Annotated in this window: 27 protein-coding genes; 9 read left to right on the top strand and 18 right to left on the bottom strand. The window is 27.3% G+C overall.

The window, feature by feature from the left end; all coding sequences use genetic code 11:
• The first annotated feature begins 471 nt into the window (after positions 1-471).
• Positions 472-849: a hypothetical protein gene (locus RT575_RS09595; protein ID WP_313580456.1), complete on the top strand. Its 378-nt coding sequence runs from the start codon at positions 472-474 to the stop codon at positions 847-849.
• Between the two features lie 245 nt (positions 850-1,094).
• Here RT575_RS09595 and RT575_RS09590 read toward each other — a convergent pair whose 3' ends face one another.
• The 9 genes from RT575_RS09590 to RT575_RS09550 form a co-directional block, all read right to left on the bottom strand.
• Positions 1,095-1,865, bottom strand: coding sequence for a YoaK family protein (locus RT575_RS09590; protein ID WP_313580454.1), 771 nt, complete (start codon positions 1,863-1,865; stop codon positions 1,095-1,097).
• On the bottom strand, positions 1,849-2,337 hold the full coding sequence (locus tag RT575_RS09585) for a hypothetical protein (protein WP_313580452.1): 489 nt from the start codon (positions 2,335-2,337) through the stop codon (positions 1,849-1,851). The genes RT575_RS09590 and RT575_RS09585 overlap by 17 nt, the downstream gene beginning before the upstream one ends.
• A gap of 14 nt (positions 2,338-2,351) precedes the next feature.
• Entirely contained in the window at positions 2,352-2,843 is a 492-nt protein-coding gene (locus RT575_RS09580) for a hypothetical protein (protein ID WP_313386411.1), read from the bottom strand.
• 127 nt (positions 2,844-2,970) lie between these two features.
• A complete protein-coding gene (locus tag RT575_RS09575) occupies positions 2,971-4,317 on the bottom strand; it encodes an ATP-binding protein (RefSeq protein WP_313580450.1) in 1,347 nt (448 codons plus the stop codon).
• A 25-nt stretch (positions 4,318-4,342) separates the two neighbouring features.
• Positions 4,343-5,044 carry a response regulator transcription factor gene (locus RT575_RS09570; RefSeq protein ID WP_313386409.1) on the bottom strand — a complete coding sequence of 234 codons (702 nt, stop codon included), beginning with the start codon at positions 5,042-5,044 and terminating at the stop codon, positions 4,343-4,345.
• Positions 5,045-5,169: 125 nt separating this feature from the next.
• Positions 5,170-6,237 carry a 2,3-butanediol dehydrogenase gene (locus RT575_RS09565; protein WP_313386408.1) on the bottom strand — a complete coding sequence of 356 codons (1,068 nt, stop codon included), beginning with the start codon at positions 6,235-6,237 and terminating at the stop codon, positions 5,170-5,172.
• A 141-nt stretch (positions 6,238-6,378) separates the two neighbouring features.
• Positions 6,379-7,662 (bottom strand): citrate synthase, encoded by a 1,284-nt coding sequence (locus RT575_RS09560; RefSeq protein WP_313386407.1) that lies wholly within the window; start codon positions 7,660-7,662, stop codon positions 6,379-6,381.
• An 84-nt stretch (positions 7,663-7,746) separates the two neighbouring features.
• The gene (eno, locus tag RT575_RS09555) at positions 7,747-9,039 is read right to left on the bottom strand and encodes a phosphopyruvate hydratase (RefSeq protein WP_313376836.1); all 1,293 of its coding nucleotides are present in this window, start codon (positions 9,037-9,039) and stop codon (positions 7,747-7,749) included.
• A 145-nt stretch (positions 9,040-9,184) separates the two neighbouring features.
• Positions 9,185-9,634, bottom strand: coding sequence for a hypothetical protein (locus RT575_RS09550; RefSeq protein WP_313386406.1), 450 nt, complete (start codon positions 9,632-9,634; stop codon positions 9,185-9,187).
• A gap of 133 nt (positions 9,635-9,767) precedes the next feature.
• Here RT575_RS09550 and greA point away from each other — a divergent pair, with 133 nt between their 5' ends.
• The 4 genes from greA to RT575_RS09530 are packed head-to-tail and all read left to right on the top strand — an operon-like array spanning position 9,768 to position 11,607.
• The gene (greA, locus tag RT575_RS09545) at positions 9,768-10,247 is read left to right on the top strand and encodes a transcription elongation factor GreA (protein WP_313376838.1); all 480 of its coding nucleotides are present in this window, start codon (positions 9,768-9,770) and stop codon (positions 10,245-10,247) included.
• 12 nt (positions 10,248-10,259) lie between these two features.
• Positions 10,260-10,652: an HIT family protein gene (locus RT575_RS09540; protein ID WP_313580447.1), complete on the top strand. Its 393-nt coding sequence runs from the start codon at positions 10,260-10,262 to the stop codon at positions 10,650-10,652.
• A gap of 1 nt (position 10,653) precedes the next feature.
• The gene (locus tag RT575_RS09535; protein ID WP_313386404.1) at positions 10,654-11,223 is read left to right on the top strand and encodes a DUF2892 domain-containing protein; all 570 of its coding nucleotides are present in this window, start codon (positions 10,654-10,656) and stop codon (positions 11,221-11,223) included.
• On the top strand, positions 11,224-11,607 hold the full coding sequence (locus RT575_RS09530; RefSeq protein ID WP_313386403.1) for a hypothetical protein: 384 nt from the start codon (positions 11,224-11,226) through the stop codon (positions 11,605-11,607). It begins immediately after the preceding gene.
• A gap of 2 nt (positions 11,608-11,609) precedes the next feature.
• Here RT575_RS09530 and RT575_RS09525 read toward each other — a convergent pair whose 3' ends face one another.
• Complete coding sequence (locus RT575_RS09525; protein WP_313580444.1) at positions 11,610-12,038, bottom strand: NUDIX hydrolase; 429 nt, start codon at positions 12,036-12,038, stop codon at positions 11,610-11,612.
• Between the two features lie 237 nt (positions 12,039-12,275).
• Between RT575_RS09525 and RT575_RS09520 the strand changes: the two genes are divergently transcribed.
• Positions 12,276-13,061: a hypothetical protein gene (locus RT575_RS09520; RefSeq protein ID WP_313580443.1), complete on the top strand. Its 786-nt coding sequence runs from the start codon at positions 12,276-12,278 to the stop codon at positions 13,059-13,061.
• Between the two features lie 152 nt (positions 13,062-13,213).
• Positions 13,214-13,798, top strand: coding sequence for a PhnA domain-containing protein (locus RT575_RS09515; RefSeq protein ID WP_313580442.1), 585 nt, complete (start codon positions 13,214-13,216; stop codon positions 13,796-13,798).
• Between the two features lie 69 nt (positions 13,799-13,867).
• Here the strand turns inward: RT575_RS09515 and RT575_RS09510 are convergent, their stop codons facing one another.
• The 6 genes from RT575_RS09510 to RT575_RS09485 form a co-directional block, all read right to left on the bottom strand.
• Positions 13,868-14,569, bottom strand: coding sequence for a hypothetical protein (locus RT575_RS09510; RefSeq protein ID WP_313580440.1), 702 nt, complete (start codon positions 14,567-14,569; stop codon positions 13,868-13,870).
• A gap of 5 nt (positions 14,570-14,574) precedes the next feature.
• Positions 14,575-14,907 carry a PadR family transcriptional regulator gene (locus RT575_RS09505; protein ID WP_313580438.1) on the bottom strand — a complete coding sequence of 111 codons (333 nt, stop codon included), beginning with the start codon at positions 14,905-14,907 and terminating at the stop codon, positions 14,575-14,577.
• A gap of 884 nt (positions 14,908-15,791) precedes the next feature.
• Positions 15,792-16,700: a M28 family peptidase gene (locus RT575_RS09500; protein WP_313580436.1), complete on the bottom strand. Its 909-nt coding sequence runs from the start codon at positions 16,698-16,700 to the stop codon at positions 15,792-15,794.
• A 102-nt stretch (positions 16,701-16,802) separates the two neighbouring features.
• Complete coding sequence (locus RT575_RS09495) at positions 16,803-17,828, bottom strand: quinone-dependent dihydroorotate dehydrogenase (RefSeq protein ID WP_313580434.1); 1,026 nt, start codon at positions 17,826-17,828, stop codon at positions 16,803-16,805.
• A 90-nt stretch (positions 17,829-17,918) separates the two neighbouring features.
• The gene (uvrA, locus tag RT575_RS09490) at positions 17,919-20,756 is read right to left on the bottom strand and encodes an excinuclease ABC subunit UvrA (protein ID WP_313580432.1); all 2,838 of its coding nucleotides are present in this window, start codon (positions 20,754-20,756) and stop codon (positions 17,919-17,921) included.
• Positions 20,757-20,836: 80 nt separating this feature from the next.
• The gene (locus RT575_RS09485) at positions 20,837-21,871 is read right to left on the bottom strand and encodes a GyrI-like domain-containing protein (RefSeq protein ID WP_313580430.1); all 1,035 of its coding nucleotides are present in this window, start codon (positions 21,869-21,871) and stop codon (positions 20,837-20,839) included.
• Positions 21,872-21,974: 103 nt separating this feature from the next.
• Here RT575_RS09485 and RT575_RS09480 point away from each other — a divergent pair, with 103 nt between their 5' ends.
• Positions 21,975-22,550, top strand: a complete 576-nt coding sequence (locus RT575_RS09480; RefSeq protein WP_313580428.1) for a DUF937 domain-containing protein — start codon at positions 21,975-21,977, stop codon at positions 22,548-22,550.
• A gap of 254 nt (positions 22,551-22,804) precedes the next feature.
• Here RT575_RS09480 and RT575_RS09475 read toward each other — a convergent pair whose 3' ends face one another.
• Entirely contained in the window at positions 22,805-23,842 is a 1,038-nt protein-coding gene (locus RT575_RS09475; RefSeq protein WP_313580426.1) for an asparaginase, read from the bottom strand.
• Positions 23,843-23,966: 124 nt separating this feature from the next.
• On the opposite strand from RT575_RS09475, the gene RT575_RS09470 reads away from it, so the two are divergent.
• Positions 23,967-24,797, top strand: a complete 831-nt coding sequence (locus RT575_RS09470) for a hypothetical protein (RefSeq protein ID WP_313580424.1) — start codon at positions 23,967-23,969, stop codon at positions 24,795-24,797.
• On the opposite strand, the gene RT575_RS09465 is transcribed toward RT575_RS09470, so the two are convergent.
• Positions 24,794-25,681 carry a LysR family transcriptional regulator gene (locus RT575_RS09465; protein ID WP_313580422.1) on the bottom strand — a complete coding sequence of 296 codons (888 nt, stop codon included), beginning with the start codon at positions 25,679-25,681 and terminating at the stop codon, positions 24,794-24,796. The two genes, RT575_RS09470 and RT575_RS09465, sit on opposite strands and share 4 nt — an antisense overlap.
• Positions 25,682-25,718 lie beyond the last annotated feature (37 nt).

Genomic DNA, 25,718 nt, shown 5'->3' with positions numbered 1-25,718 from the left:
GTTAAGCCTGCCTGCGCCGATGGTACTGCTACTAGCGGGAGAGTAGGTCGTCGCTAGTTTTTAGAAAAGAATCCTCAAGTGAATAACTTGGGGATTTTTTTATGCCTATACTTTACGTACAATGTACAGAGTAAAATGTACAAAGTATCTGGGGTTGTTAAGTTTAAAATAAATGTATTACTAAACGTAAAGCTTATTACTTCATGTGTAAGCCTCACTTAATCGAACATGCTTTATGTAGGAAAATTAATTTAATTTATTAATTTTAAAACTTCTTTTTAAAGCGAAATTTAGTAGATTTTGTAATCAAAAAGATAATAACCAAAATGGTTATAGAGAATTGATTAATGAATTTAATCCATCAAATATAAATGGAGGATATAAAATTTCAGAATATTTATAACTATTTGATTTAAAAAAAATGAAGTTCCTCGATTATTATTCCTCTTTTTTTACAAAAAAATTATCATTATGAAATTATATATAAAATTAATCTTGATTACATTAACATTATTTTCTTGTAGTAATAAAGCTGAATTTGAAAAACATTTAATAAATAATAAATGGGTATATAATCCTTATAATAAATTTCAAAGTAATATTGATTTTAATTATTATCTTAAATTTTATGATAATTACAGTTATAAAAATTATTTTATTAAATCTGATTTAGAATTTGTAATGTTAGATAGAACAGAAGAAAATTTATGGAAATATAATGAAAAAAATAAAATTCTTACAATGTCTAATAATGAGTTTAGAATTTTATCTATTAATAAAGCCAATGATACTATTTACTTGAAAAATATTAAAACTAATGACAAATCCTATTTATTCAAAATAAGATAATTGGTAGAGTAGGTAAGTAGTTTTGATTTACAAAATACTTACTTCTAGTTTTCTAAATTCAGACTTCGTAAGTTGCAATAGGGATTGCAGTGAAAATCCTTTGTAAACTATTCTATTTACATTTAACAACTTATTTATTTTTTTGTAAAGATTGTAACGGAAAGCCCGGCCCGAAGGGATTACCATAAAATATCATAAAAAAATCCAAAATTTAAATTTTGGATTTAATAAGTTATTTATAATTTTTATTGATCTTCTTCATCTTTTGAGTTTATTTTTTTTAATAAATATGCTCCTTTAAATAAATATTTTGTGATATTTAATTTATAATAATCATAAGACATGACAATACATAGAGTAAGACATACGATGTAGAATGTATAGTATTTTATCTCGTAATATAATATTCCTGATATTATTGCACCTAACATATATGCAATCATTATACTGAATAATAATTTTCCTTTTTCTCTTACTTTTATATCGTTTCTGAATTGTTCTTTTGTTAACATTGATAAGGTTATAGCTAAATCTGTTGTTAAACCAGTAAGGTGAGTTGTTTTTACTGATCCATTAGAAATACTTGCTGTTAATCCATTTTGTAATCCCATAGCAAATAATAGGAGAGTTACTAATAATTCTGTTTCATATAGTGTTTCTGTATAGAAAAATTGTAGATATACTCCGACAATTAGAATACATATAGTTTCTATGATGATGGGAATTGCATGTGCTAAGTATCTTCCGACATAAGAGTTTCCGTGAATGATTAATAAATTAGAGAACATACTACCTGTAAAAAATATAAGTATCCATAAGAAAACTACAGCAGCTTGTATCCAGTTTCCTTTTGATATTTCTTGAGCAAGGATGGCATAATGACCAGTAATATTTGATGTAAAGGCAAAGAATATAATCACAGAAAGAACATTTACCATGCCTGCAGAAAAAGCTGATAATGTTCCAAGTTTTAGATTATCTAAATATGTTCTATGGTTGCTATATTTTCTTAGCATAAGTTGTATTATTTTTAGTAAAAGTTATTTTTACAATTCCTCTTACTTGTAAGTCTAGATTAATATAAACTACAAGTTTATCTTTTGAGAGTTCTTGTACTTGATAAGATTCTTTATTATTTGTTGTTAGATCTTTTATTTCAATAATATTTCCTCTTCCTTTTAACTTCCAGCTTAGTTTATCTTTTTGTTGTTTTTCGTTGTTTTTAATTTTTAGTTGACTGTCTTTTTCAAAGACTAAATTATCAACATTATCTATCATTAATTCATGACCAATTTCTTTATCTTGTATTTGTGAAATATATGATTTTATTTGATGATCTTCATAGTTTACTCTCTCAAATTCTAAACTTTCTTTGTGCCATGACCCAAGAATATTATCTTCAGTTCTCCTTCCATTTATAACAATTGTTAAAGCAACAATAGCAGCTATAAAAAGAGAAATATATATTAGTATTACTTTTGTTTTCATATCGTTCTATTTTTTTAAGTAAACAATTCACTAATTACTCCAGATTGTTCGAATTCTGAAATAAGGTTAGTGTTTATTTGTATTTCTTTTTTTGGAATAGAAGAAGTTGTTATATAAGGTAATAGATCGAAACTTTTTTTATTTATAAAGTTTAATTCATAAGTTTTAGAAATAATAAAATAATCGACATTACTATATTCAAAATAATTACTGATATAAGCTTTTGTTTTGAAAGGAATAATATCAATACTTATTTCTGAAATTATACTTTGGTGAGCGTTTTTGATTACCTCATAAGCTTCAACAAATTCCGTTGATTGTAATTTTTCTATGATACTATCTTTAGAAAAGAATAATAAATCAGTAATAGAACTTGTAGATTGGTATCCATGTATTAATACAATATTAAAAATTGTATTAGTAGATTGTTTTAATAATTTATTTAAAACGTTTAAAGAGTTAACAGAAAAATCTGTTGGTATAAATACTTTTCTAGTTTCTTGCATGATGTATATTCATTTAAATAGTACATCACAAATTTACATATGAGCTGATTAGAGTTGATTTAGAACGATATTATAATGTTATTAGATTTATAGAATATTATTAGAAACAGATTAAAAAGTAATTAATTTATAGTTCATAATTACCAAATGGAAGATTAATTTGTACAGTTGTGCCTATGTTTTCTTTTGATTTTACAATTAGTTCTCCATTATGCATTTTTATAATATTTCTACTTAATGGTAATCCTATTCCATATCCTTCAAAACTAACAGTGTTAGAAGCTCGGAAATAAGGATCATAGATGTATTGTAAATCAGAATCAGGTATTCCAATACCACGATCTTTTATGATGATGATAATTGAATTGTTTGAAGCAGCAAGAGCTAAGCTAACTTCTCCATTGTTTGAGTATTTGCAAGCATTAGATAAAATATTTGAAATAGCTAGGTGTAATAATTGTTCATTACCTTTAATCTTTAACATTTTTGGATTCTCAGGTAACATACTAAAATCAATTTTTATTTTATAATTCGAATTAATTTTTTGTAAATTATCTTTTACGTTTAATAAAATTTCATCTATTCTAACTTTATCAAATTTTTGAGATTTACCATCAAAACCAGTTTTGGCAAGAAATAATAAAGCTTTTGTTTTATTTCCTAAATTTTCGGCTGCAAAAAGTATATTTTGTAGTGCTTTTTCATATTCTTTAATACTTCTTTCTTTACTTAAAACTAATTCAGCTTCACCAATTATAGAAGTTAACGGTGTATTAAGTTCATGCGAAGCATTACTAATAAAGTTTTTTTGAGTTTCGAATGCAGTTTCTAACCGATCTAACATACCATTAAAAGTATGACTAAGTTCATTAATAGGATCTTTTTCCTTGTTTTGATGTACATCAAGTCTTAAATGAAGGTTCTCTGAACTAATTTGGTTAACGTTTTCGATAATTTTTTTTGCAGGTTTTATTAATGTTCTATATACTAATTGTGAAACAAGAATCATTAATAATATAGAAAAGATTATAGAACTTATAAGTACATTTCTTAAATATGTTATATGAGTTGAATAGTATGGATTATTAGATGAAACAGCAATTATATAGGTTTCATTATTTTTTTTATACAGTTTACTAGAAATAAATAGATCATCACTATTGTACTCATATTCACCATTAGTAATAGTTTTTTCTATAAGCTTTTTAGGTAAAATGCTGTTAGTATTATTGTTTTTTATAGGAATTATGTATTCTTTTTGATTAGGTAAATTATCTAATGAAGATATTAATGAAATATGATCCTTGTTATGATCTTTTTCAGAAATAATTATATTTACTCTAGTTTCTAAACGTTTATAAAAATCCACAAATTCGTAATTAGAAAAAGAACAGTAAATATAAACTGTTAAAAGAGAGGTATATAAAATAAATATACCAATAATAATAAGAACAGTTTTATTAAGTGTTTTCATGTAAGTTTTTTACCTATTAATTAAATTATTCATCTTTTAATACATATCCCATTCCTGTAACAGTATGTATTAATTTTTTAGAACCTTCTTTTTCAATTTTTTTTCTAAGATAATTAACATAAACATCAACAACATTAGTTCCTATTTCATAGTTAATTCCCCATACATTATCTAATAAATCAGATCGATTAATAACTTTAGTTGGATTTTTAATAAATTCAAGAAGTAATCTGTATTCAGTAGAAGTTAAAGAAATTTCTTCTCCAGCTCTAGTAACTACTTTTGTGTAATCATTAACCTCTAAGTCAGCAAATTTATAAGTATCATTTTGTAATTTAACTGATGAATGATCAAAGTATTCACTTCTTTTCAGTAAATTTCTAATTCTAGCTTTTAATTCAATTAATTTAAACGGTTTAGATAAATAATCATCAGCACCAGAATCAAGTCCTAGAACAATATTTTCTGCACTTCCTAAGGCAGTTAGTATTAGTATAGGAATATTCTCTTGATAATTCATTTTTCTAATTTCTTTGCATACTTCTAAACCATTCATTTTTGGTAATAAGATATCTAGAATAATTAGGTTAAAAGATTCATTTTTTAATAAATCAATACCTTTTAATCCATCATCTACATGTGTCACTTCATATCCTTCTTCTTCTAAACATTGTTTTATTAAGTCAGCTACATGTAATTCATCTTCTACTAGAAGTATTTTATTCATAGTTTTATTATATTTATCTAAAATATCAATACAACGAAATTAATTATTTATTTTAAATAATTAAGGGTATAAAATAATTAAACCTGTCGATAGACAGGTTTAATTAAAAAATTAATATTATATATTTATTTTTCTATATCAATAAGAATTTTAACTTGTTCAGGGCTATTTACTAAAGCTTCAAAACCTTTATCAACAATTTCGTCTAATTTTATTTTACTAGTAACTAATTTTTCTGCAGGAATTCTTCCGCTATCAATAAGAGCAATAACTTCAGGAAAAATATTTCTGTATGCAATAACTCCTTTAATTGTTAATTCTCTTAAAACTTGACTTAAAGGATCTGCTGTTACAGGTTTTCCAAATAAAGCAACAAGAACTGCTGTTCCTCCATTTCTCAAACTTTTTAAACCAGTATCATAAGAAGCTTGTACACCAGCAGCATCTAAATATACATCAGCTCCCAAGTTTTTAGTCAATTTTCTTACTTGCTCTGGAATATCTTTTTCTGTAGCATTTATAGTATGAGTAGCTCCAATTTCTTTTGCTTTTTCTAATCTTTTTTCTGCAACATCCGTTACAATTACTGTTGTAGCACCTGCAGCAATAGCAGCTTGTACACATAATAAACCTATAGGTCCTGCACCAGAAACTAAAACGGTTTGACCAATTTTTAAACCACTTTGTAAAACTGCATAAACAGCAACAGCTGTAGGTTCTACTAATGCTCCTTGTTCAAAGCTCATACTATCAGGTATTTTATGTACCATATAGTCTTCTACAACTACATAATCAGCAAAACCACCATTAGAACTTAAACCTACAAATCCAAGAGGCTCAGAAAGGTTATATTCTCCAGAAACTAAAAACGGACTTTCAGGATTTTTATAAATAGGTTCAACAACAACACGGTCTCCTTTTTTAAAGTTTCCAATTGCGTTTTCACCAACTTCTTCTACAATTCCAGAAAACTCATGTCCTAATGTAGTTGTTCCTTGATGTCCCGTTAGAAGATAAGGTTCTTTAACTGGAATTAATTGAGGTCCATGAACATATTCATGAAGATCAGATCCACAAATTCCGGCATATTTTACAGCAATTTTAATTTGTCCTTTTTTGGGAGTTGGAACTTCTGTTTGTTCTACACGGATATCTTTTTCAGCATACCATCGTGCGGCTTTCATAGTACTCATAATCTTATTATTTTTCTCTATTTAAAGGTAAGAATAATGCAAAAAATAACTTTAACAATAAGCTATGATTGAAATCATAATAAATAAAAAATCCGAAAATCATTAAATTTTCGGATTATATAAATTTTATTAAAAATAGAATTATCTATTTTTAATATCAACGTAATCACGTAATGGCGCACCAGTGTATAATTGACGAGGACGACCAATAGGTTGATTTGTAGAACGCATTTCAATCCATTGAGCAATCCATCCTGGTAAACGACCAACAGCAAACATAACTGTAAACATTTCAGTAGGAATATCCAATGCTTTGTAAATTATTCCTGAATAGAAATCTACATTTGGATATAAATTTCTTGATTTGAAATAATCATCTTCTAAAGCAGCTAATTCTAATTTTTTAGCAATTTCTAAAATAGGATCATTAATTCCTAATTTTTCTAAAACATTATCAGCAGCAACTTTTATGATTTTTGCACGAGGATCAAAGTTTTTATAAACACGATGACCAAATCCCATTAAACGGAAAGGATCGTTTTTATCTTTTGCTTTGTCTAAGTATTTTTCTACATCACCACCATCATTATGAATAGCTTCTAACATTTCTAATACAGCCTGATTTGCTCCACCATGTAAAGGTCCCCATAAAGCAGAAATACCTCCTGAAATAGATGCAAATAAACCAGCGTGAGAAGAACCAACTAAACGAACACTAGATGTTGAACAGTTTTGTTCGTGATCTGCATGTAAAATAAGTAACTTGTCAATCGCATCAATAATAACAGGATCGATATCTAAATCTTGACCTGGTTTTTTGAACAATAATTGATAGAAATTTTCTACATATGATAAATTATCATTTGAATAATTTACAGGTAATCCTTTAATTTTTCTTTGTGTCCAAGAAGCTAAAACAGGAAATTTACCTAATAAAGTTACAGCAGTACGATATAGATCATCTGGAGTACAAACATCTGTACATTGAGGGTTAAAAGCTGATAATGCAGCAGTTAAAGATGTTAAAACTCCCATAGGATGTGCAGAACTAGGGAAAGCATCTAAAATTTTAATTAAATCCTCAGATACATAATTGTATTCATTAATATCTGCAATAAACTGATCTAATTCAGCTTCTGTAGGTAATTCTCCTTTAATTAACAAATACATTACTTCTACAAAAGAAGATTTCTCTGCTAATTGTTCGATAGGATAGCCACGATACATTAATTTTCCTTCTTCACCATCTAAAAATGTAATTTTAGATTCACATGACCCTGTATTTTTAAACCCTGGATCCATTGTAATTAATCCAGTAGCAGTTCTTAACTTAGAAATGTCAATAGACTTTTCGTCCATTGTACCAGTTGTAACGGGAAGTTCCAACTCATTTCCATTGTAATTTAATATTACCTTATCTGACATTTTAATAGTTTATATTATAATTTATTGCGTAATTTACAGTTTTTTTTTATTTTATAAAACTGATTAAAATCACAACAATTTAAATTATTGTTTCACTTTGAAAGCTCTTTTTCCTGGGAAAATAGCAGTTTCTCCCAAGATTTCTTCTATACGTAATAATTGATTGTATTTTGCCATACGATCAGATCTAGAAGCAGAACCTGTTTTTATTTGTCCAGTATTTAAAGCAACAGCTAAATCTGCAATTGTAGCATCTTCTGTTTCCCCTGAACGGTGAGACATTACTGCAGTATATCCTGCATTTTGTGCCATTTGTACAGCTTTAATTGTTTCTGTTAAAGTACCAATTTGGTTGAATTTAATTAAGATAGAGTTAGCAGTTTCAGTTTCAATTGCTTTATCTAATTTCTTAACATTAGTTACTAATAAATCATCTCCAACTAATTGAACACGGTTTCCGATTTTTTCTGTTAAGATTTTCCAACCTTCCCAGTCGTTTTCATCCATACCATCTTCAATAGAAATGATTGGGTATTTTTCTGATAATTCAGCTAAATAAGAAGCTTGTTCTTCAGAAGTACGAATAGCACCTTTATCTCCTTCAAATTTAGTATAATCATATTTACCATCATGATAGAATTCAGAAGAAGCACAATCTAAAGCAATCATAATTTCTTCTCCAGCTTTGTAACCAGCTTTTTCAATTGCTAAAATAACTGTATCTAAAGCATCTTCTGTTCCTTCAAAAGTAGGAGCAAAACCACCTTCATCACCTACAGCTGTAGATAAACCTCTATCATGTAAAATTTTCTTTAATGAATGGAAAACTTCAGTTCCTTTGCGTAAAGCATCTGAAAAAGATTCTGCTTGAACTGGCATAACCATAAATTCTTGGAATGCAATAGGAGCATCTGAATGAGAACCACCATTTACAATATTCATCATAGGAACAGGTAATGTATTTGCATTAACACCACCTACATATCTAAATAATGGTAATCCTAATTCTTCTGCAGCAGCTTTAGCTACAGCTAAAGAAACACCAAGAATAGCATTAGCACCAAGTTTTGCTTTATTTTCAGTTCCATCTAAATCAATCATCACTTGATCAATCAAGTTTTGTTCGAAAATAGAGAAACCTATTAATTCAGGAGCAATTACCTCATTAACATTTTCAACTGCCTTTAAAACTCCTTTTCCAAGAAATAAATCACCTCCATCTCTTAATTCTACCGCTTCATACTCTCCTGTAGATGCACCAGATGGAACTGCAGCTCTACCTACAATACCAGTTTCAGTTATTACATCAACTTCTACAGTTGGGTTACCACGAGAATCTAAGATTTGTCTTGCATGAATGTGTGAAATAATACTCATATTTAATTTTTTTAATTTGTGAAAAATTTTGATTTACCAAAAATAATGGATTTGTGTAATTTTTACAACGAAAACATGATTTTTTAAGAATAATTTAATTTTCCAAATTTAGCATTTCAAATTTAATTATTCTCTTTTTTTAGAATTAATTAGTTATTGTAAGTACTCCATTTCCATTATTGAATACTTGGTATGTTCTTGGTGCTCTATTTGCAACCTTTGTTGGCTGCCCTGTAAGCAGAATCCATTCTGCACCATCTTCATCACATACAATCTTTATATCATCTTTTACATATAATTGACTTTTATCTGTTGGACAAATATGTGGAGCATTACGGTCATAAGCTTTATATCCAGAAGTTGTACGTACAACAATAAGTCCTTTTGTACCAGCAGTTACGCCATTTACATATACCCACCCACCAGGATTATTAAGATTAGAATAAAGTGGTAAAGTAGTATTTATAACAACATTTATGGTTGTTAAGGGCACGCAACTTACTGTTCCATCATCAGAACTACAAGATTGCAAAGAATAGAACAAGATTGATAGAACTACAATCTTATTTAGAATGATTTTAATAAACTGTTTCATTTTTCGTTTGGTATAAAAATTTTCTTATCTTTGTCTAAGAATAACCAAATAGTCCTGCGCATATTCATAAATATGTGTAGGATTATTTATTTATAAGACCTAATTAATAAAAAAATAAATAAACATTGTTGTTATGGCAAATATACAATATGTAACGAAAGAAGGATTAGAAAAGTTACGTCAAGAGCTTCATCAATTAGAAACTTTTGAACGTCCAAAAATTTCACAACAAATAGCTGATGCAAGAGATAAAGGAGATTTATCTGAAAATGCTGAATATGATGCTGCGAAAGAAGCTCAAGGTATGTTAGAAATGCAGATTGCTAAATTAAAAGAGGTTGTTGCTAATGCTCGTGTAATTGATGAATCAAAGTTAGATCATTCTAAAGTATCAATTTTATCTAAAGTAAGAATCAAAAATACAGCAAATGGACAAGAGTTGGTTTATACTTTAGTTCCTGAATCTGAAGCAGATTTAGCTAAAATGAAAATTTCTGTAAATACTCCGATAGCAAAAGGTTTGTTAGGAAAAGTTTTAGGTGATACTGCAGAAATAACATTACCTAATGGAATGACTTTAAATTTTGAAATTTTAGAGATATCTTTGGACTAAAATTAAAAAGAAATGGCTAGCATTTTCACTAAAATAATAAATGGAGAAATTCCTTCATATAAAATTGCAGAAAATGATAAATTTATTGCAATATTAGATGCTTTTCCTCTAGTTGAGGGACATGTATTAGTAGTTCCTAAAAAAGAGGTAGATAAAATTTTTGAACTAGATAAGGAAACTTATTTAGGACTTATGGATTTTTCATATGAAATTGCTCAAGCCATAGAAAAAGCTATTCCATGTCGTAGAGTAGGTGTAGCTGTTATTGGTTTAGAAGTACCACATGTTCATGTACATTTGGTACCTCTAAACACAATGCAGGATATAAATTTCACAAATCCAAAAATTAAAATATCTGCTGATAGAATGAATGAGATCGCAGATAATATTAAATCATATTTATAAGATGAATAAATACATTAAATTAGTTATTGCTGCTTTACTAATAGCATTAGGAATATTTTTATTTACAATTCGTGAATATGGCTGGGGAGTTGTTTCTTTATTATTGGCAATTTTTCCAGTTTTATTTTATTTCAGAAATGAAAACATTTTATTAGCCTTTTGGTTTTTACGTAAAGAAGATATGGTAAAAGCAAAAAAATGGTTAAGTAAAATAACAAATCCTTCTTCACAGTTAATTCCAAAACAATTAGGTTATTACAATTACATGAAAGGAATTACAGAAGCACAAGATAATATTTCTTTATCAGAGAAATATATGAAAGAAGCTTTGAATTATGGTTTGTCTTTTGATCATGATCGTGCAATGGCAAATCTTTCTTTAGCTGGTGCTTCTATGTCTAAGGGAAAAAAGAAAGAAGCTGAAGTATATTTAAAAGAAGCAAAGAAAAACGATACAAAAGGAATGTTTACTGATCAGATAAAAATGATGACTGGTCAAATGAAACGTTTTAATGTTAGTAATTCTCAATTACAAAACCCAAATATGCGTCATAAAGGACGTAAATTTTAAATGGATATTTCTAAATTAACACAAGAAACATCTTCGAATACAGAAAAATGGAAAAAAATTGAAGAATTTTTCCAAGAAAATTTTACAGATGGTCAAAAGCCAGATTTAGATACAATTCTTTTTTTAATCGGAGTTCAAGAACTTGGGCAAGGTAAAAAGAAATTTAAGAAGGATGATAAGCTAAATTTATTGCATATTGCTGTTTGTAGAGTTTTAGAGCCATTTGGTTTTTATCGTTTTGATGGTAATGATCCTGATGGATGGCCACATTTCGAATTATTGGAAGATTTACCTCCATTAAAAACAAATGAGCAAACATTGCTAATGAAATATGCAGTGATACAGTATTTTGAAGATCAAAAAATAATAAACTTCGAATCTTAATTTTAAGATTCGGAGTTTTCTTTTTTATATTGTTTTACAACGACTTTATCTGCTTCTAATGTAAAGTTTTTTTCTTTTAAATCCTTTGGATCAATCCAAAGCAGTTCTGCTATATCAGCATCAAGAACTTTTAATTTCTTTAATTCTTTTGCAGTTACTGTTGCTTTATAATATATTAACAATACTTGTTCTTTTGAATTGAAAGCATTTAACTTAAAAAAATCTTGTGTATAGAAATGAGATTGTACATCTACATTGATATTTAATTCTTCTAATATTTCTCTTTTTACACAATCTTTTGTTCCTTCACCAAATTCTAAACCTCCTCCTGGAAATTTATAAATTAATTTTCCTTGAAATGGTTCATGTAAAACCAAAACTTTTCCATTGTTTTCTAATAAGGCGTAAACTCGTACATTAAATGGTTTCATAAGCAAATGACAATTTTATATAAATATAATAAGTTATCTTCCAAATTATGATACCTGTCAGTGAAAAATATCATTTTTTTTATAATAATATTATTTTTAATAATGTCTTGTTGAAAAAATATATAAAATAAAATACAAAAAAATTGTACAATACAATTCTTATATTATTTTTGTTCAATCTCTTAAATTTTATAGATAAAATTGAAAAATTAACAAATGACTTTATATAAAAAACACATGATTAAACAAATTGCACTTGGCTTTTTTATAGCTATATCTTCTTTCTCTACTGCGCAAGTTACTTCTATGATTAATAAGGAGAATACCGATTCTTCGACAAAAGTTTATGGTTTTTCTTCACTTAATGATAAAACAAAGGCATATGAAAAATATAACTTTTTATTAGAAAATACTGCTGCTGTAGAATTTTCTAAGCCTTTATTAGAATATGGTTATCAATCATCTAATATGCAAGCACAAGAAAACGGCGTCATGATATATATGGTAAAAGATAAAAAAATAGTTGACCAATGGTTTATAAATCCAACTTTTTATAATGTTTTTCATGATGGTATAGCTTATTCTTATGATGCTGATAAATTAGGAGTTATTGCGGAAAAATATCCTTTATTATACAAGGAAGATAAAAGAACATTTGTTTCTGAGAAAGAATATAAAAAACAAAGAGATAATTTTTTCAAAGATCCTTATAATTTAATTATTACAGAACCAGATTTTACTTACCAAGGTTATTTTGATATTCAGTTTCCAAAAAATGAACAATTTAAAACGGTAGAGGATGTACAGAATTATTTGAAACCAATTGTTGAGAAATTAACAAAAAAGAAATTTGATATAAGTTATGGTATTACAGAAAAAAATATTTTGGATAGAAATCAATTTACTTTATCTGTTGCTGGAGATGAAAACATCTATAAAAAAATAAAACTGCAGCCAGAATTAACTAAAGGAGAATGGATTCCTACAGTTTATGAAGTTACGATTTATAGAAAAATGAATTAGAAAAGGATATGAAATATATGAAATGCGATGAATAAACTTTATCGCATTTTTTTTATTGAAAATATTTTAAGACAAATTTATCCACTTAATAACGACTTTATAATTAGTTTACTAAATAAAAAGTTATCTTTGCAAAAATTTAAAATTTACAAATGAAATTAGAGACATTTTTACAGGAAAGAAGCGGAAATCAATGCGAATTATCTGGTGCAACTACAGATTTAGTTATTTACGAAGTAAATCCAGATGCTAGTAGCAATCCCGACAGAAATGTACTTATTTCTCAGAAATGTGTAAATCAAATCGAGAAAAAAGAAGAATTAGATAGTAATTTTTGGGAATCGTTTTTATTAACTTCAATGTGGAGTGAGGTTCCTGCTGTACAGGTTCTTTCTTGGAGAATGCTAAACCGTTTCCGTAATGAATCTTGGGCAGTAGATGCTCTTGATATGATGTATTTGGACGATGAAAATATGGAATGGGCAAAAGCTAGTGGAGATCACGAAGGTGATGGAAATGTAGAATTGCACAAAGACTGTAACGGAAATATTTTAGCAAACGGAGATTCTGTATCTCTTATAAAAGATTTGGATGTTAAAGGTTCATCTATCAACGCTAAAATTGGAACAGCTGTAAGAAATATAAGATTAGTACACGATAATCCTGAACAAATAGAAGGAAAGGTAGATGGACAATTAATTGTTATCTTAACTAAATTTGTTAAAAAACAAGGATAAAATATAGATGGTAGAAATTGCTGTCATTACATTATAAAAAATCAGTTAATTGTAATTAGCTGATTTTTTTTATTCTTTTATCAATTTATATTCTGGACTAAAACTATCTAGAATTTTATCTGTTTTGTTTGGTAAAAAATAACAAATAATATAGATTCCCAAATATATAAATGGTAATGTTATTGCCAAAATTATATTAATATAGACAATATTATAATTCATCATAAGATAGTATTGTAACAGAAGATTAAATATAGTAGATGAAAAACAAATAAAATGATAATTTTTATAAATAATATCTACCAAAATTAGTTTGTAGCCAATTTCTTTTTGCTTCTTTTTATAATTAATTTTTAGCCTTACAAATTGCGCTAATAAAATACCATAAAGTAAAACTGTAGAAATTAGAAGAATATTTTTAGGAACAAATAATGCTAAACCAAATTGAATAAGCATATATAATATCATTAAACCTAAATATTCTTTCTTTTGTAAATGTTCCACATAACATTTTTTTATTAAATTAAGGTACTTATATTCTAATTTTCTTTTACGTCCATTTACAAGATAAGAAAACCCAAAAATACCAAATTCAGCAAAAACATCTTTTAATGCTTTTTCAAAAGAAATAGTATTGTCTTTTTCCCATTTTTCTTCAATTGCACAAGCTAAATGGTCTACAAGTTCTATTTGCAAATCGTAATATTCTACATAATGTTCTTTTGTAAACTCAAATAATTTTTCGATTTCTTCGGCAGATACTTTTTTCATAGTGTTTAGATGTTTTTGGGTTGTAAAAGTTGTTGTAGTTGTTCCAAAGTATTAACAATAGATTGCAATCTATTTACCGATTCTTTTTCACCGAACTCAGTTAATTTGTAATATTTTCTAATTCTACCATCTATTTTTTCAGCTTCAACCTCTATAATTCCTTGTGCTTCTAATTTATGGAGTGCAGGATAAAGAGCACCTTCTTTTATCTCTAACTGATTATTGGACATCAATTTTATTTTTTGTGTCATTTCATAACCATACATTTTACCATTATCTTGTAACAGTTTCAATAGAATGGGCTGTAAAGAACCTTTGTACAATTGTGAATCTATCATATACCTAAGACTATTAGGTAAATATAATAAAAAAATATAAATAACTGAAAAATAATTTTTTATTTGGGCAATCACTTCGTATCGCGCTTTATCGCTCCCAATCTTTTTACTTCACTAGAACGCTCCGAAAAAAAGGATTTCTGCTTCAATCGCTATTGCAAATTAAGATTTGAGGTACTAGATTTTATATCCTAAACATTCTAAAGACTCTGATTGTTCTTTAAACTTTAAAGTATCTTTTTTTATTTATAGTATTTGACGTATATCCACTATATTTTAATCCAAAATAATAATTAAAAAGGTAAATTTTGGGTTTGAAATTATGCTTTTGGAATAATTATCCTATCAACCTTTTATTTTTATCAATAATATTATTAGTAATAAAGGGACTAAGTAATAAATTAATATGGAATAAGCTATCCAATATGGCTCAATAACAAAATTTATTTCTAAAAAATAAATTATTATAATATACAGAATTAAGAAAGTTAGAATTGTTAAAGATATTCTTAATAATGATTTTTTATAAAAAATCATTATTAAGAATATAATAACTGATATTGGAATTATATATGTGTAAAAATTTCTCATAATATTAATGTTTAATCCTCCTTTCTTTTTCAGTCCCTTTTAAATATGTATTAACGTTATCTAAAATCTCTTATCATGAGGTAATTTGCTATGTTGTAGAATACTTTTTTAGAGCTAAAACCATATATACTTATGATTGACTAGTAATAGCAAATGTTATAGTTCTATCTTTATTTTGCTTTAAATCAAATCTAATAATTCCTTTTCAAGATAGTTTTCATAGTTTGAAATGTTAACATTGAATAATTTTTATTTTCCTAAGTCAAAAACAGTACAATGTTTATCATAATTCATTATTTTACATATCTAGGATTCTCTTTATTTTTCATCATCTTATAAACGCTTCTACCAATACCTTTTGTTATAGCAGATAAGTTATCAAAATCAATAATTGAGATATCATCATTCTTTTGATGATAATGTTTTTGATTTTCCATATCAACAGAAGATAAAGAATGAGAAACAACTTTATTATTTACAAAGTTTACATTATCTGATCGAAAAAATAATTGTTGACTTAAATAAGGATCATTTTCTACACCAAATTTTTTGCATGAATACTTATTCATTAAACCCATTAAATCAGAACGATCACTTCCCGTCATATAAACTTTCCCTTTACCGAATGCAGATGGAGTTCCAATCATTTCTAAATTCAACATTAGTTTCATTTTTGGCAAATAATTATTGAAATTAGGATTTTCTACCAAGGCTTTAGAACCAATTAATCCAACTTCTTCAGCATCAAAAGCCATAAAAATTAGTGTTTGTTCAGTTTTTTTATTTTTATAATAATCGGACAGAGCCATTACAGCAGATGTTCCACTTGCGTCATCATCAGCACCATTATAAATTTTATCTTCTCCAACTGTATCAGTTCCTATGTGATCATAATGCGCACCAAAGGCAAAAATATCATCAGATTTTCCAGGTTTTATACCACAAACATTTTGTCCTTTTTTTCCTTTGGATTCAAATTCAATCAAAAATGAATCACCAACACATGGTTTTAATTTATTTTCTTTGAATTTTGATGCTATATATTCTGCAGCAATTTTACTTTCAGCAGAACCAAATTTTCTTCCTTTCATTGCATCAGAAGCAAGTTCCGTAAGATATTCTTGTTGTTTTTTCTTCGAATATTGTGCGTGAGTATAAAGCATAGAGAATAATCCTATTGCAGTAAATATATATTTTTTCATGTTGTTAATTTTAAGAAGTCAAGATACAAATTATTGAAATAAAAAAAACTCCTCATTACAAATAGATTTTATAATGAGGAGTTTTAATTGAAATATATATTGTTAGTCAATTAATCCTTTGCAAATATTTTTTACAATGTTTGGACCTTCGTATATAAAACCAGTATAAACTTGTAATAAACTTGCTCCAGCTTCTAATTTTTCTTTGGCATCTTCTGCAGTTTGTATTCCTCCAACACCAATTATAGGAAAAGCTTTGTTCGATTTTTCAGAAAGATATTTTATGACTTCTGTTGAGCGTTTTTTTAATGGTTTTCCAGAAACTCCTCCCGTTTCTTTTACCAAAGTAGGATCAGATTTTAAACCTTCTCTTTCTATGGTTGTGTTTGTTGCAATAACACCAGCTATTTTAGATTCTTGTACAATATCAATAATGTCGTCTAATTGAGAATTAGTTAAATCTGGAGCTATTTTAAGTAAAATAGGTTTTGGACTTTCTTTTTGTTGGTTGTATTGTTGTAGATAATTTAAAATATACAATAAAGGTTCTTTTTCTTGTAAATCCCTTAATCCAGGTGTATTTGGAGAACTAACATTCACAACAAAATAATCAACATAATCAAACAAGGCATTGAAACATTTAATGTAATCATCAACAGCATCTTCATTTGGAGTAATTTTATTTTTACCAATATTTCCTCCAATAATATAGTTTTCTCGGTTTTTTAATTCCTTAATTTTATTTACAGCAAAATCAACTCCTTTATTATTAAATCCCATTCGATTGATAATAGCTTCGTCATCTACAAGACGAAACATACGAGGAATATCATTACCAGGTTGAGGTTTTGGAGTAACAGTTCCTATTTCTATAAAACCAAATCCGAAGTGGTTCAATTCTTCTATATATTCAGCATTTTTATCAAAACCAGCAGCTAAACCAATTGGATTTTTGAATTTAATTCCAAAAACTTCGCGTTCTAATTTTGGATGATTAAATTGATAAAATTTATCTAATAATTTTCCAACACCAGGAAAAGCAGCATAATTTTTAAGATTACGAGTTACAAAATGATGAGCATCTTCTGGTTGTAACTGAAATAAAACTTGTTTGATTTGTTTGTACATGCTGCAAAATTAAGAGAAAGTCTTTTATTCTCAAAAAGTAAGTTCTCAGATTTAGTAAACTATTTTATTTTAATAGAAAAGAGTATAAGCTTAATTATTTTTAAGCTCCTCTTTTATAAATTTTCCAGTAACACTTTTCGGGTTGTTAGCAATTTCTTCTGGTGTCCCTTCAGCAACAATTTTACCTCCTTTATTTCCCCCATCAGGACCAATGTCAATAACGTAATCAGCAAGTTTTATAACATCAAGATTATGTTCTATAATGATGACAGAATTACCAAATTCTACAATTTTATTAATCACTTTCATTAGTACATTTACATCTTCAAAGTGCAATCCTGTTGTTGGTTCATCTAAAATATAGATTGTTTTTCCTGTTTGTTTTTTTGCTAATTCAGTTGCTAGTTTCACACGCTGAGCTTCTCCACCACTCAATGTTGTAGATTGCTGCCCTAACGTAATATAGCCTAAACCAACATCTTGTAACATTTGTACGTAACGATATATTTTTGGAATAGGTTCAAAGAATTCTACAGCTTCATTGACAGTCATATCCAATACATCAGCAATAGATTTACCTTTGTAACGAACTTCTAATGTTTCTCTATTAAATCGTTTACCATTACATGTTTCACATTCAACATGGATATCTGGTAAAAAATTCATTTCTATAACTCGTAAACCAGCTCCTTGACAAGTTTCACATCTTCCACCTTTTACATTAAATGAAAAACGTCCAGGTTTATAACCTCTAATTTTTGCTTCAGGAAGATTAGTAAATAATGCACGAATATCAGAGAATATTCCTGTATATGTAGCAGGATTAGAACGAGGTGTTCTACCAATTGGCGATTGGTCAACTTCTATAACTTTATCCAAATGTTCTAAACCTTCTATTTTTTTATAAGGCATAGGATCTTTCTCTGCACGGAAAAAATGTTGATTAAGAATTCTGTAAAGAGTTTCGTTAATCAAAGTAGATTTTCCACTACCAGAAACTCCAGAAACAACAACTAATTCACCTAATGGAATAGTTAGATTGACATTCTTTAGGTTATTTCCTGTAGCACCAATAATTTTTAGAAAATTACCATTTCCTTTTCGTCTTTCTTTTGGAACTTCAATTTGTAATTTATTGTTTAAATAATTTGAAGTTAATGTATCAGATTTCAACATTTTATTTGGTTCTCCTTCCCAAACAATTTGTCCTCCATTTTTACCAGCTTTTGGTCCAACATCAATCACATAATCTGATTCTAAAATCATGTCTTTATCATGTTCTACAACTAAAACAGAATTTCCGATATCTCTTAATTTCTTAAGAGAATCGATTAATTTTACATTGTCACGTTGATGTAGCCCAATACTTGGTTCATCTAATATATACAATACATTAACCAATTGAGAACCGATTTGTGTTGCTAAACGGATTCGCTGAGCTTCTCCTCCTGAAAGTGTTCTAGAAGAACGATTAAGACTTAAATAATCTAATCCGACATCTAATAAAAAAGACAATCGAATATAAATCTCTTTTAAGATTTCACTAGCAATTTGCTGTTGATTTGCAGTCATGGAAATAGGAGCATCTTCTATCCATTTTTGTAAAGATATTAAATCCATTTCTGCAACTTCACCAATATTTTTATTGTCGATACGGAAGAATAAAGCTTCTTTTTTTAGACGCTTTCCTTCACAAGTAGGACAAATTATTTTTTTACCAAATTTTTTGCTGATAGAATTTGATATAGGATTATTTTTATCTTCCATAATTTCAGATAAAAATTCATTCAATCCTTCAAAATCTATTTTATATGTTTTTTTGACAGATGCAAATTTAAGTTCAACGTTTAATGTTTCAGTTAAACCATTCATTATATTATCAAGTAATTCTTGAGGTAATTTTTTATAAGGTGTTTTTTGTTCTATATTATGTTTAACATAAATAGCTTCTAATTGTTTTTCTAAACGAGAAGAATTTTTTAAAACTTCAAAAAATTCTTCAAGATTATCAAACAATGATTTATTGTGATCTTGAAATAATTTTTCAACATTTACAACTTTTAATTCACCTAATCCTGAACAAGTAGGACAAGATCCTTTAGGAGAATTAAATGAAAATGTATTTGGTTCTGGTAATGCATAAGAAACGCCAGAAGTAGGACACATTAATGAACGAGAAAAAAATGTTGTTTCATTTGTTTCATAATTCAAAATCATTGTAATTCCATTCCCTTGTTGCATAGCATGATCAATACTAGAACGTAATCGTTGATCGTTGACTTTGTCATTCAATAACATCTTATCAACTAGTAATTCAATATCATGAGTTTTATAACGATCTAACATCATTCCAGGAGCAATATCTTGTAATTCACCATCAATACGCATTTGTAAAAAACCTTTTTTAGAATAGGTAACAAATATTTCACGATAATGTCCTTTACGAGAGCGAACAATAGGAGATAGGATAGCTATTTTTTTACCATCATATTGTTGACGGATAAGTTCTATGATTTGGTCATCTGTATAAGCAACCATTTTTTCATTTGTTTCTACAGAATAAGCAGTTGAAGCACGAGCATAAAGTAGACGTAAAAAATCATAAATTTCAGTGATAGTTCCAACTGTAGAACGAGGATTTTTATTTGTAGTTTTTTGTTCTATTGCAATAACAGGAGATAAACCATCAATTTTATCAACATCTGGACGTTCTAATCCTCCTAAAAATTGACGAGCATAAGCTGAAAATGTTTCAATATATCTACGTTGCCCTTCAGCGTAAATTGTATCAAAAGCTAAAGAAGATTTTCCACTTCCACTTAAACCTGTAATTACGACAAGCTCGTTACGAGGTATTTTTACATCAATGTTTTTTAAGTTATGTTCTCTTGCTCCGTAAACTTCAATAAAATCTTTATCCATGCTCATAATAGTCAAGTTGCAAAAATACAAAAAAAGCCACATTTCTGTGGCTAAGTATACTTTAAAAAATGTTAATTCTGAATGTTTTATTTTATAATAGGGATATAAATTCTAGAAATTAGTTTTATACTATCTGTTTCCTTAGGATCATTTAACATAACTTCTAATTGTTTTGTATCTAATTTCAGCTTCTTAGATTTTGCATAATTGTTCATTAAATCAATTGTATGCTGTCTTTTAGAGCGAGGACCTAAATGTAGTGTTAATAAATATTGACCAGCAGGGACAACAACCTTTTTCATATCTTTTTGTAATGGTAAATCTTCTATTAATTGTATTCCTGCAAAAAATGTTGTTTTATCTTTTTCTTTATTAAATTCAGTAAAATAAATATATGGGAAACCTAAATCGAAATCAAATCCTTCACCATCTTTATTCATTAAAGCTTTATAAATGGTTTCAAATGCTGCATCAACTTTAGTAGCAACATCTTTTTCAGTTAATTTAGATTGTTTTCGAATGGCTAATAAATTAGTTTTTCCTAATTCAACAATTCGGTATTCTCCATAATTTAATCTTCCTTCTTTTTTATCTTTATCTAATCTTAATTTTACTTGATTGTTTAAACCAACCATAGATTCTTTAAATTTATTTTTAGGATTTTTAAATAAAGAAAAGTAACGATAAAAATAAGGTATTTCCTGGCTTAAGTAATTAATTGTTGTTCTAGTTTTACCATTGTCTAATTGATTGAATCTTACATTCAGACTATCTAACTTATCCCATCCATCATATTTTATTGTATAATTAACAAATCGATTGATAGAAAAATTAATAATATTTATTTTACCAGACGCAATATTAGCTTGTTCTGAATCCCATGTCATTGAATTTTCTTCACTCTCTTGTGTATTAGAAAATTTTTTGATAGTTAAAGTATCAGAAGCTGTAAATTTTTGCCATTTAGAAAATTGGCGAAGATTATAAAATTCATCATAAACTAAACCAATTGGAGCATCGAATTCATATTGAATATTTTCATTAAATCGATTTGGTAAAATAGCAGGAACAAATGCTAAAGCCAAAATGATAAAGACTAAAAAAAGATTAATTTGCTTCATTTTCTAAATTGAATTTACAAAAATAGAAATACTTTGATGGAGTTATTAATTTTTATGAAAAATAATCATTAAAAAATATTATTTTTATACAAATTATAAACTTATGGACATAAATTCATTACTTTCAGGATCAATAGGACAACAAATAGTAGGTACAGCTGCAAAGCAATTAGGAATAGATGAATCTCAAGCACAAAGTGCTGTTTCAACAGCTGTTCCTGTATTATTATCTGCATTAAATAAAAATGCTCAGAATGGTGGAGCAGAAGCGATTTCTAGTGCATTAGAAAAACATGATGGAGGAATATTAGAGAATATAACATCTCTATTTGGTCAATCATCAAACCAACAAGATGGGCTAGGGATATTATCTCATATTTTGGGGGATAAACAAAAAGATGTTGAAACTGTAATTTCACAAAAATCTGGTTTAAATACAAATCAAGTAACTCAAATTTTAGCTTTATTAGCTCCAGTAATTATGGGATTCTTAGGAAAACAAAAGGGTTCTCAAGGATTAGATTCTAATGGGATTACAAATTTGTTAGGTGGTTTAGTAAGTGGGTCTTCTGAAGGAATTAATCTTGGTGGTCTTGAAAAATTATTAGATCAAGATGGTGATGGAAAATTAGGAGCTTCTGATGTAATGGGAATGTTAGGAGGACTCTTTAAGAAATAAACTTATTGTTAATTTATATTCTATTTTTAGAATATTATTTGAATTGATAGATATAAAAAAACAGAACTATAAGTTCTGTTTTTTTATAAGTTTTTATTTCTTATTTGATTAATTAATTTTCTTTTTGGTATGAATTTGAAATAGTGATTGAAGCGGCATCCTTTTTAGATTGGATAAATTTCGACATTCGCTAAACGACCAATCTAAAAAGATATAGCGAAAAGCACGACCCGAAGGGATTGTCTTAAAAAACTTTAATTATAAAAATGATGTCTTAATTCTCCTTTTAAGTTGGTTTCATATTGTTTACGAAACTCTTCTTTCGATAAATTTTGACCAAGTAAATAAATAGCTTTAGTAATTGCTGCTTCCATTGTAAGGTCGAAACTAGATATAGCTCCCATTTCTAACAAAGCATCACTTGTTGCATAGCGACCAATTTCAACCATTCCACCTGCACATTGAGTATTAATGATAAGATGAATCCCATTATCTACTTTTTCTTTTAATAAATTAATGAACCAATCATCAGTAAAAATATTTCCTGTACCAAATGCTTCAATAATAAATACTTTTACATTAGGTGAATTTAAAACACTTTCTATAAATGAACGATTCATTCCTGGAAAAATTTTTAAAACACCTACATCAGCATTAAGATTTTTATTTATGTTAAGATGGCTATTAGAGTTTGATTTTAATAATAAATCTTCTTTAACTTCTAGATGTACTCCAGAAACACCAATTATAGGATAATTTGGAGATTCAAAAGCATCAAAGTTTTCGGCATTAATTTTTGTAGCTCTATTTGCACGGAATAATTTATATTCAAAATAGATACAAACTTCGTTAATGATAGGTTTATCATTTTTTCTTAATGAAGCTAATTGTATAGATGTTATCAAATTTTCTTTTGCATCTGTTCTTAAATCTCCAATGGGTAGTTGAGATCCTGTAAAAATGATAGGTTTTTGTAAGTTATTAATCATAAAACTTAAAGCAGAAGCTGTATATGCCATTGTATCAGTTCCATGTAAAACGACAAAACCATCATATTTGGAGTAATTTATCTCTATTGTTTCTGCAATGTTTATCCAATATTCTGGTTTCATATCAGATGAGTCTATTGGAGTATCAAAACTATAATAATCGAAAGAACAGTCGAGTAAGTTTAATTCTGGAATATGTTTTAGTAAATTGTCAAAATTAAAAGGTTTTAAAGATTGATCTCCATAATCTTTTGCCATTCCAATAGTTCCTCCTGTGTAAATTAGTAATATTTTTGCTTGCATGAAACGTGATTAAATTCTCGTTAAAATTAACTATTAAAAAAAATCTATACAACAACTTTTATAAACTCTTATATTTTATTAAATTGTTTATTGTTTTAGGTTTATTTATTTTAAATATTTATAAATGAAGAAGTTTTTATTAACTGTTATTTTTTTATCATCATTTTCTGTTAATGCACAGACAGATGAAGGATTGTTTGAGGTTGAGTACGAAATGAATGGTCAAGATTTAAAATCATTTGCTTTCTCTACAGAAAATTGTCCAGATAATGTAATTGTTAAATCATGGGAAAATTGGGTAAATAGTAAAGAAGGTACTACAAGTTTTTTTAAAAAGCATGAAGCAGCAAATATAAAGTTTAAAAATTCTGATGATACTTATAAATCTATAATAAGTATAGTTCAAGATGATAATGGAAAAACAACTATTATTAATACTTTGACAGATCAGAATGGAATGTCTTTTAACCAAGAGTCATATGAATTTAATTCTATATATAATTATTTGAAAGATCTATCAGTAAAAACAAAACAAGCTTGTGTTAGAAATGAGTTGAGGTTAGCTAATGATAATTTAATTAGATTAACTAGAGATAATGCAAGTGCACAACAAAAAAAAGGAAATTCAATCAAAAGTTATCTTAAGAATAGTAATACTTTATTGAAAGTTGAAAATAAAAAACAAAATTTAGAAGATAAATTAGATTTGTTGACAAATCAACTAGAGAAAAGTTCTGATGATAAAACTACTGATAAATTAATGAAGAAAAAACAAAGCGTAGAAAGTGCTCTAAGAAATATTGATAATCAAATTATATCTTTGAATACTACAATACAACAATCTGAAGTAAATGATGAGGGATTAAATGCAAAAATTAATCAGTTATCTATTCAGATTAAAGATCAGCGAATAAGAACAGAAGAATTGAAAAAAAAATATTCATCAATTAATTAGAAAATAAGTTGTTTAATTTCGTTTATTTTTTCTGAAGAAATTTTATTTTTATCATAAACTAAAAATAGTGTATTACAGGTTTCTGATCTTCCTTCCCAAATGATTTTAATTTTATCTTTTTCAATATAATTATTAAAAAGGTAATCAGAAACTACACTTATTCCTCCGCTTTTAGCAATTGAATGAATTATTGTATTAAGATTAGGAATAGTATATTTAGGAATGATCATTGGGCGTTTATTAAAATTTTGGAGCCAAAATCTACGTATAAATGCCAAATCATTACTATAAGCATACCATTTTTGATCTATTAACCATTCTTCTATTTTATCGTAATTATTTTTAATAAGATTTTCGTTAAAATAATTGAGATCAATTTCTTTATTACCTATAATTATAAAGTTTTCTTTTAGAATAGGCTCGTAAATAATATTTTTTTGTTCTATTCTTTTCTGACTCGCTACTACAATATCTAACTCTCCATCTATAAGTAATTTTACTAAATCATCTGCTTTTCCAAAAGATACATTTAATTGTGATGTAATATTTTTTAATTTTGGAGATAGCTGAGTATAAAAAAACTCAGACGGACTTCCTAACCTGATTTTGAGTTGATTTTTTATATTTTTCTTTTTAAAAGAAGTCTCAATATTTGTTAAGTTTTCTACAGATTCTACTATTTGTGTATACAATTGTTTTCCTAATTCTGTAGGAACCATTTTCCTAGGAATTCTATCAAATAATTTTCCACCTACATATTGTTCTAGAGTCGCTAAGTGTACACTTACATTTGGTTGAGAAATAGATAGTTCTAAAGCTGCCTTAGTTAGATTTCCTTGTTGATATATAGCAACAAAAGTTCTGTACCATTCAAAATTTACCATAATGTAAATCTATTAATATTTTAATAGATAGCAATAA

Origin of the sequence: Chishuiella sp. (assembly GCF_032109125.1) — a bacterium.
GTDB lineage: Bacteria > Bacteroidota > Bacteroidia > Flavobacteriales > Weeksellaceae > Empedobacter.
Note: the sequence above shows the minus strand (reverse complement) of the source record. Positions and strands in the feature narration are given on the sequence as shown.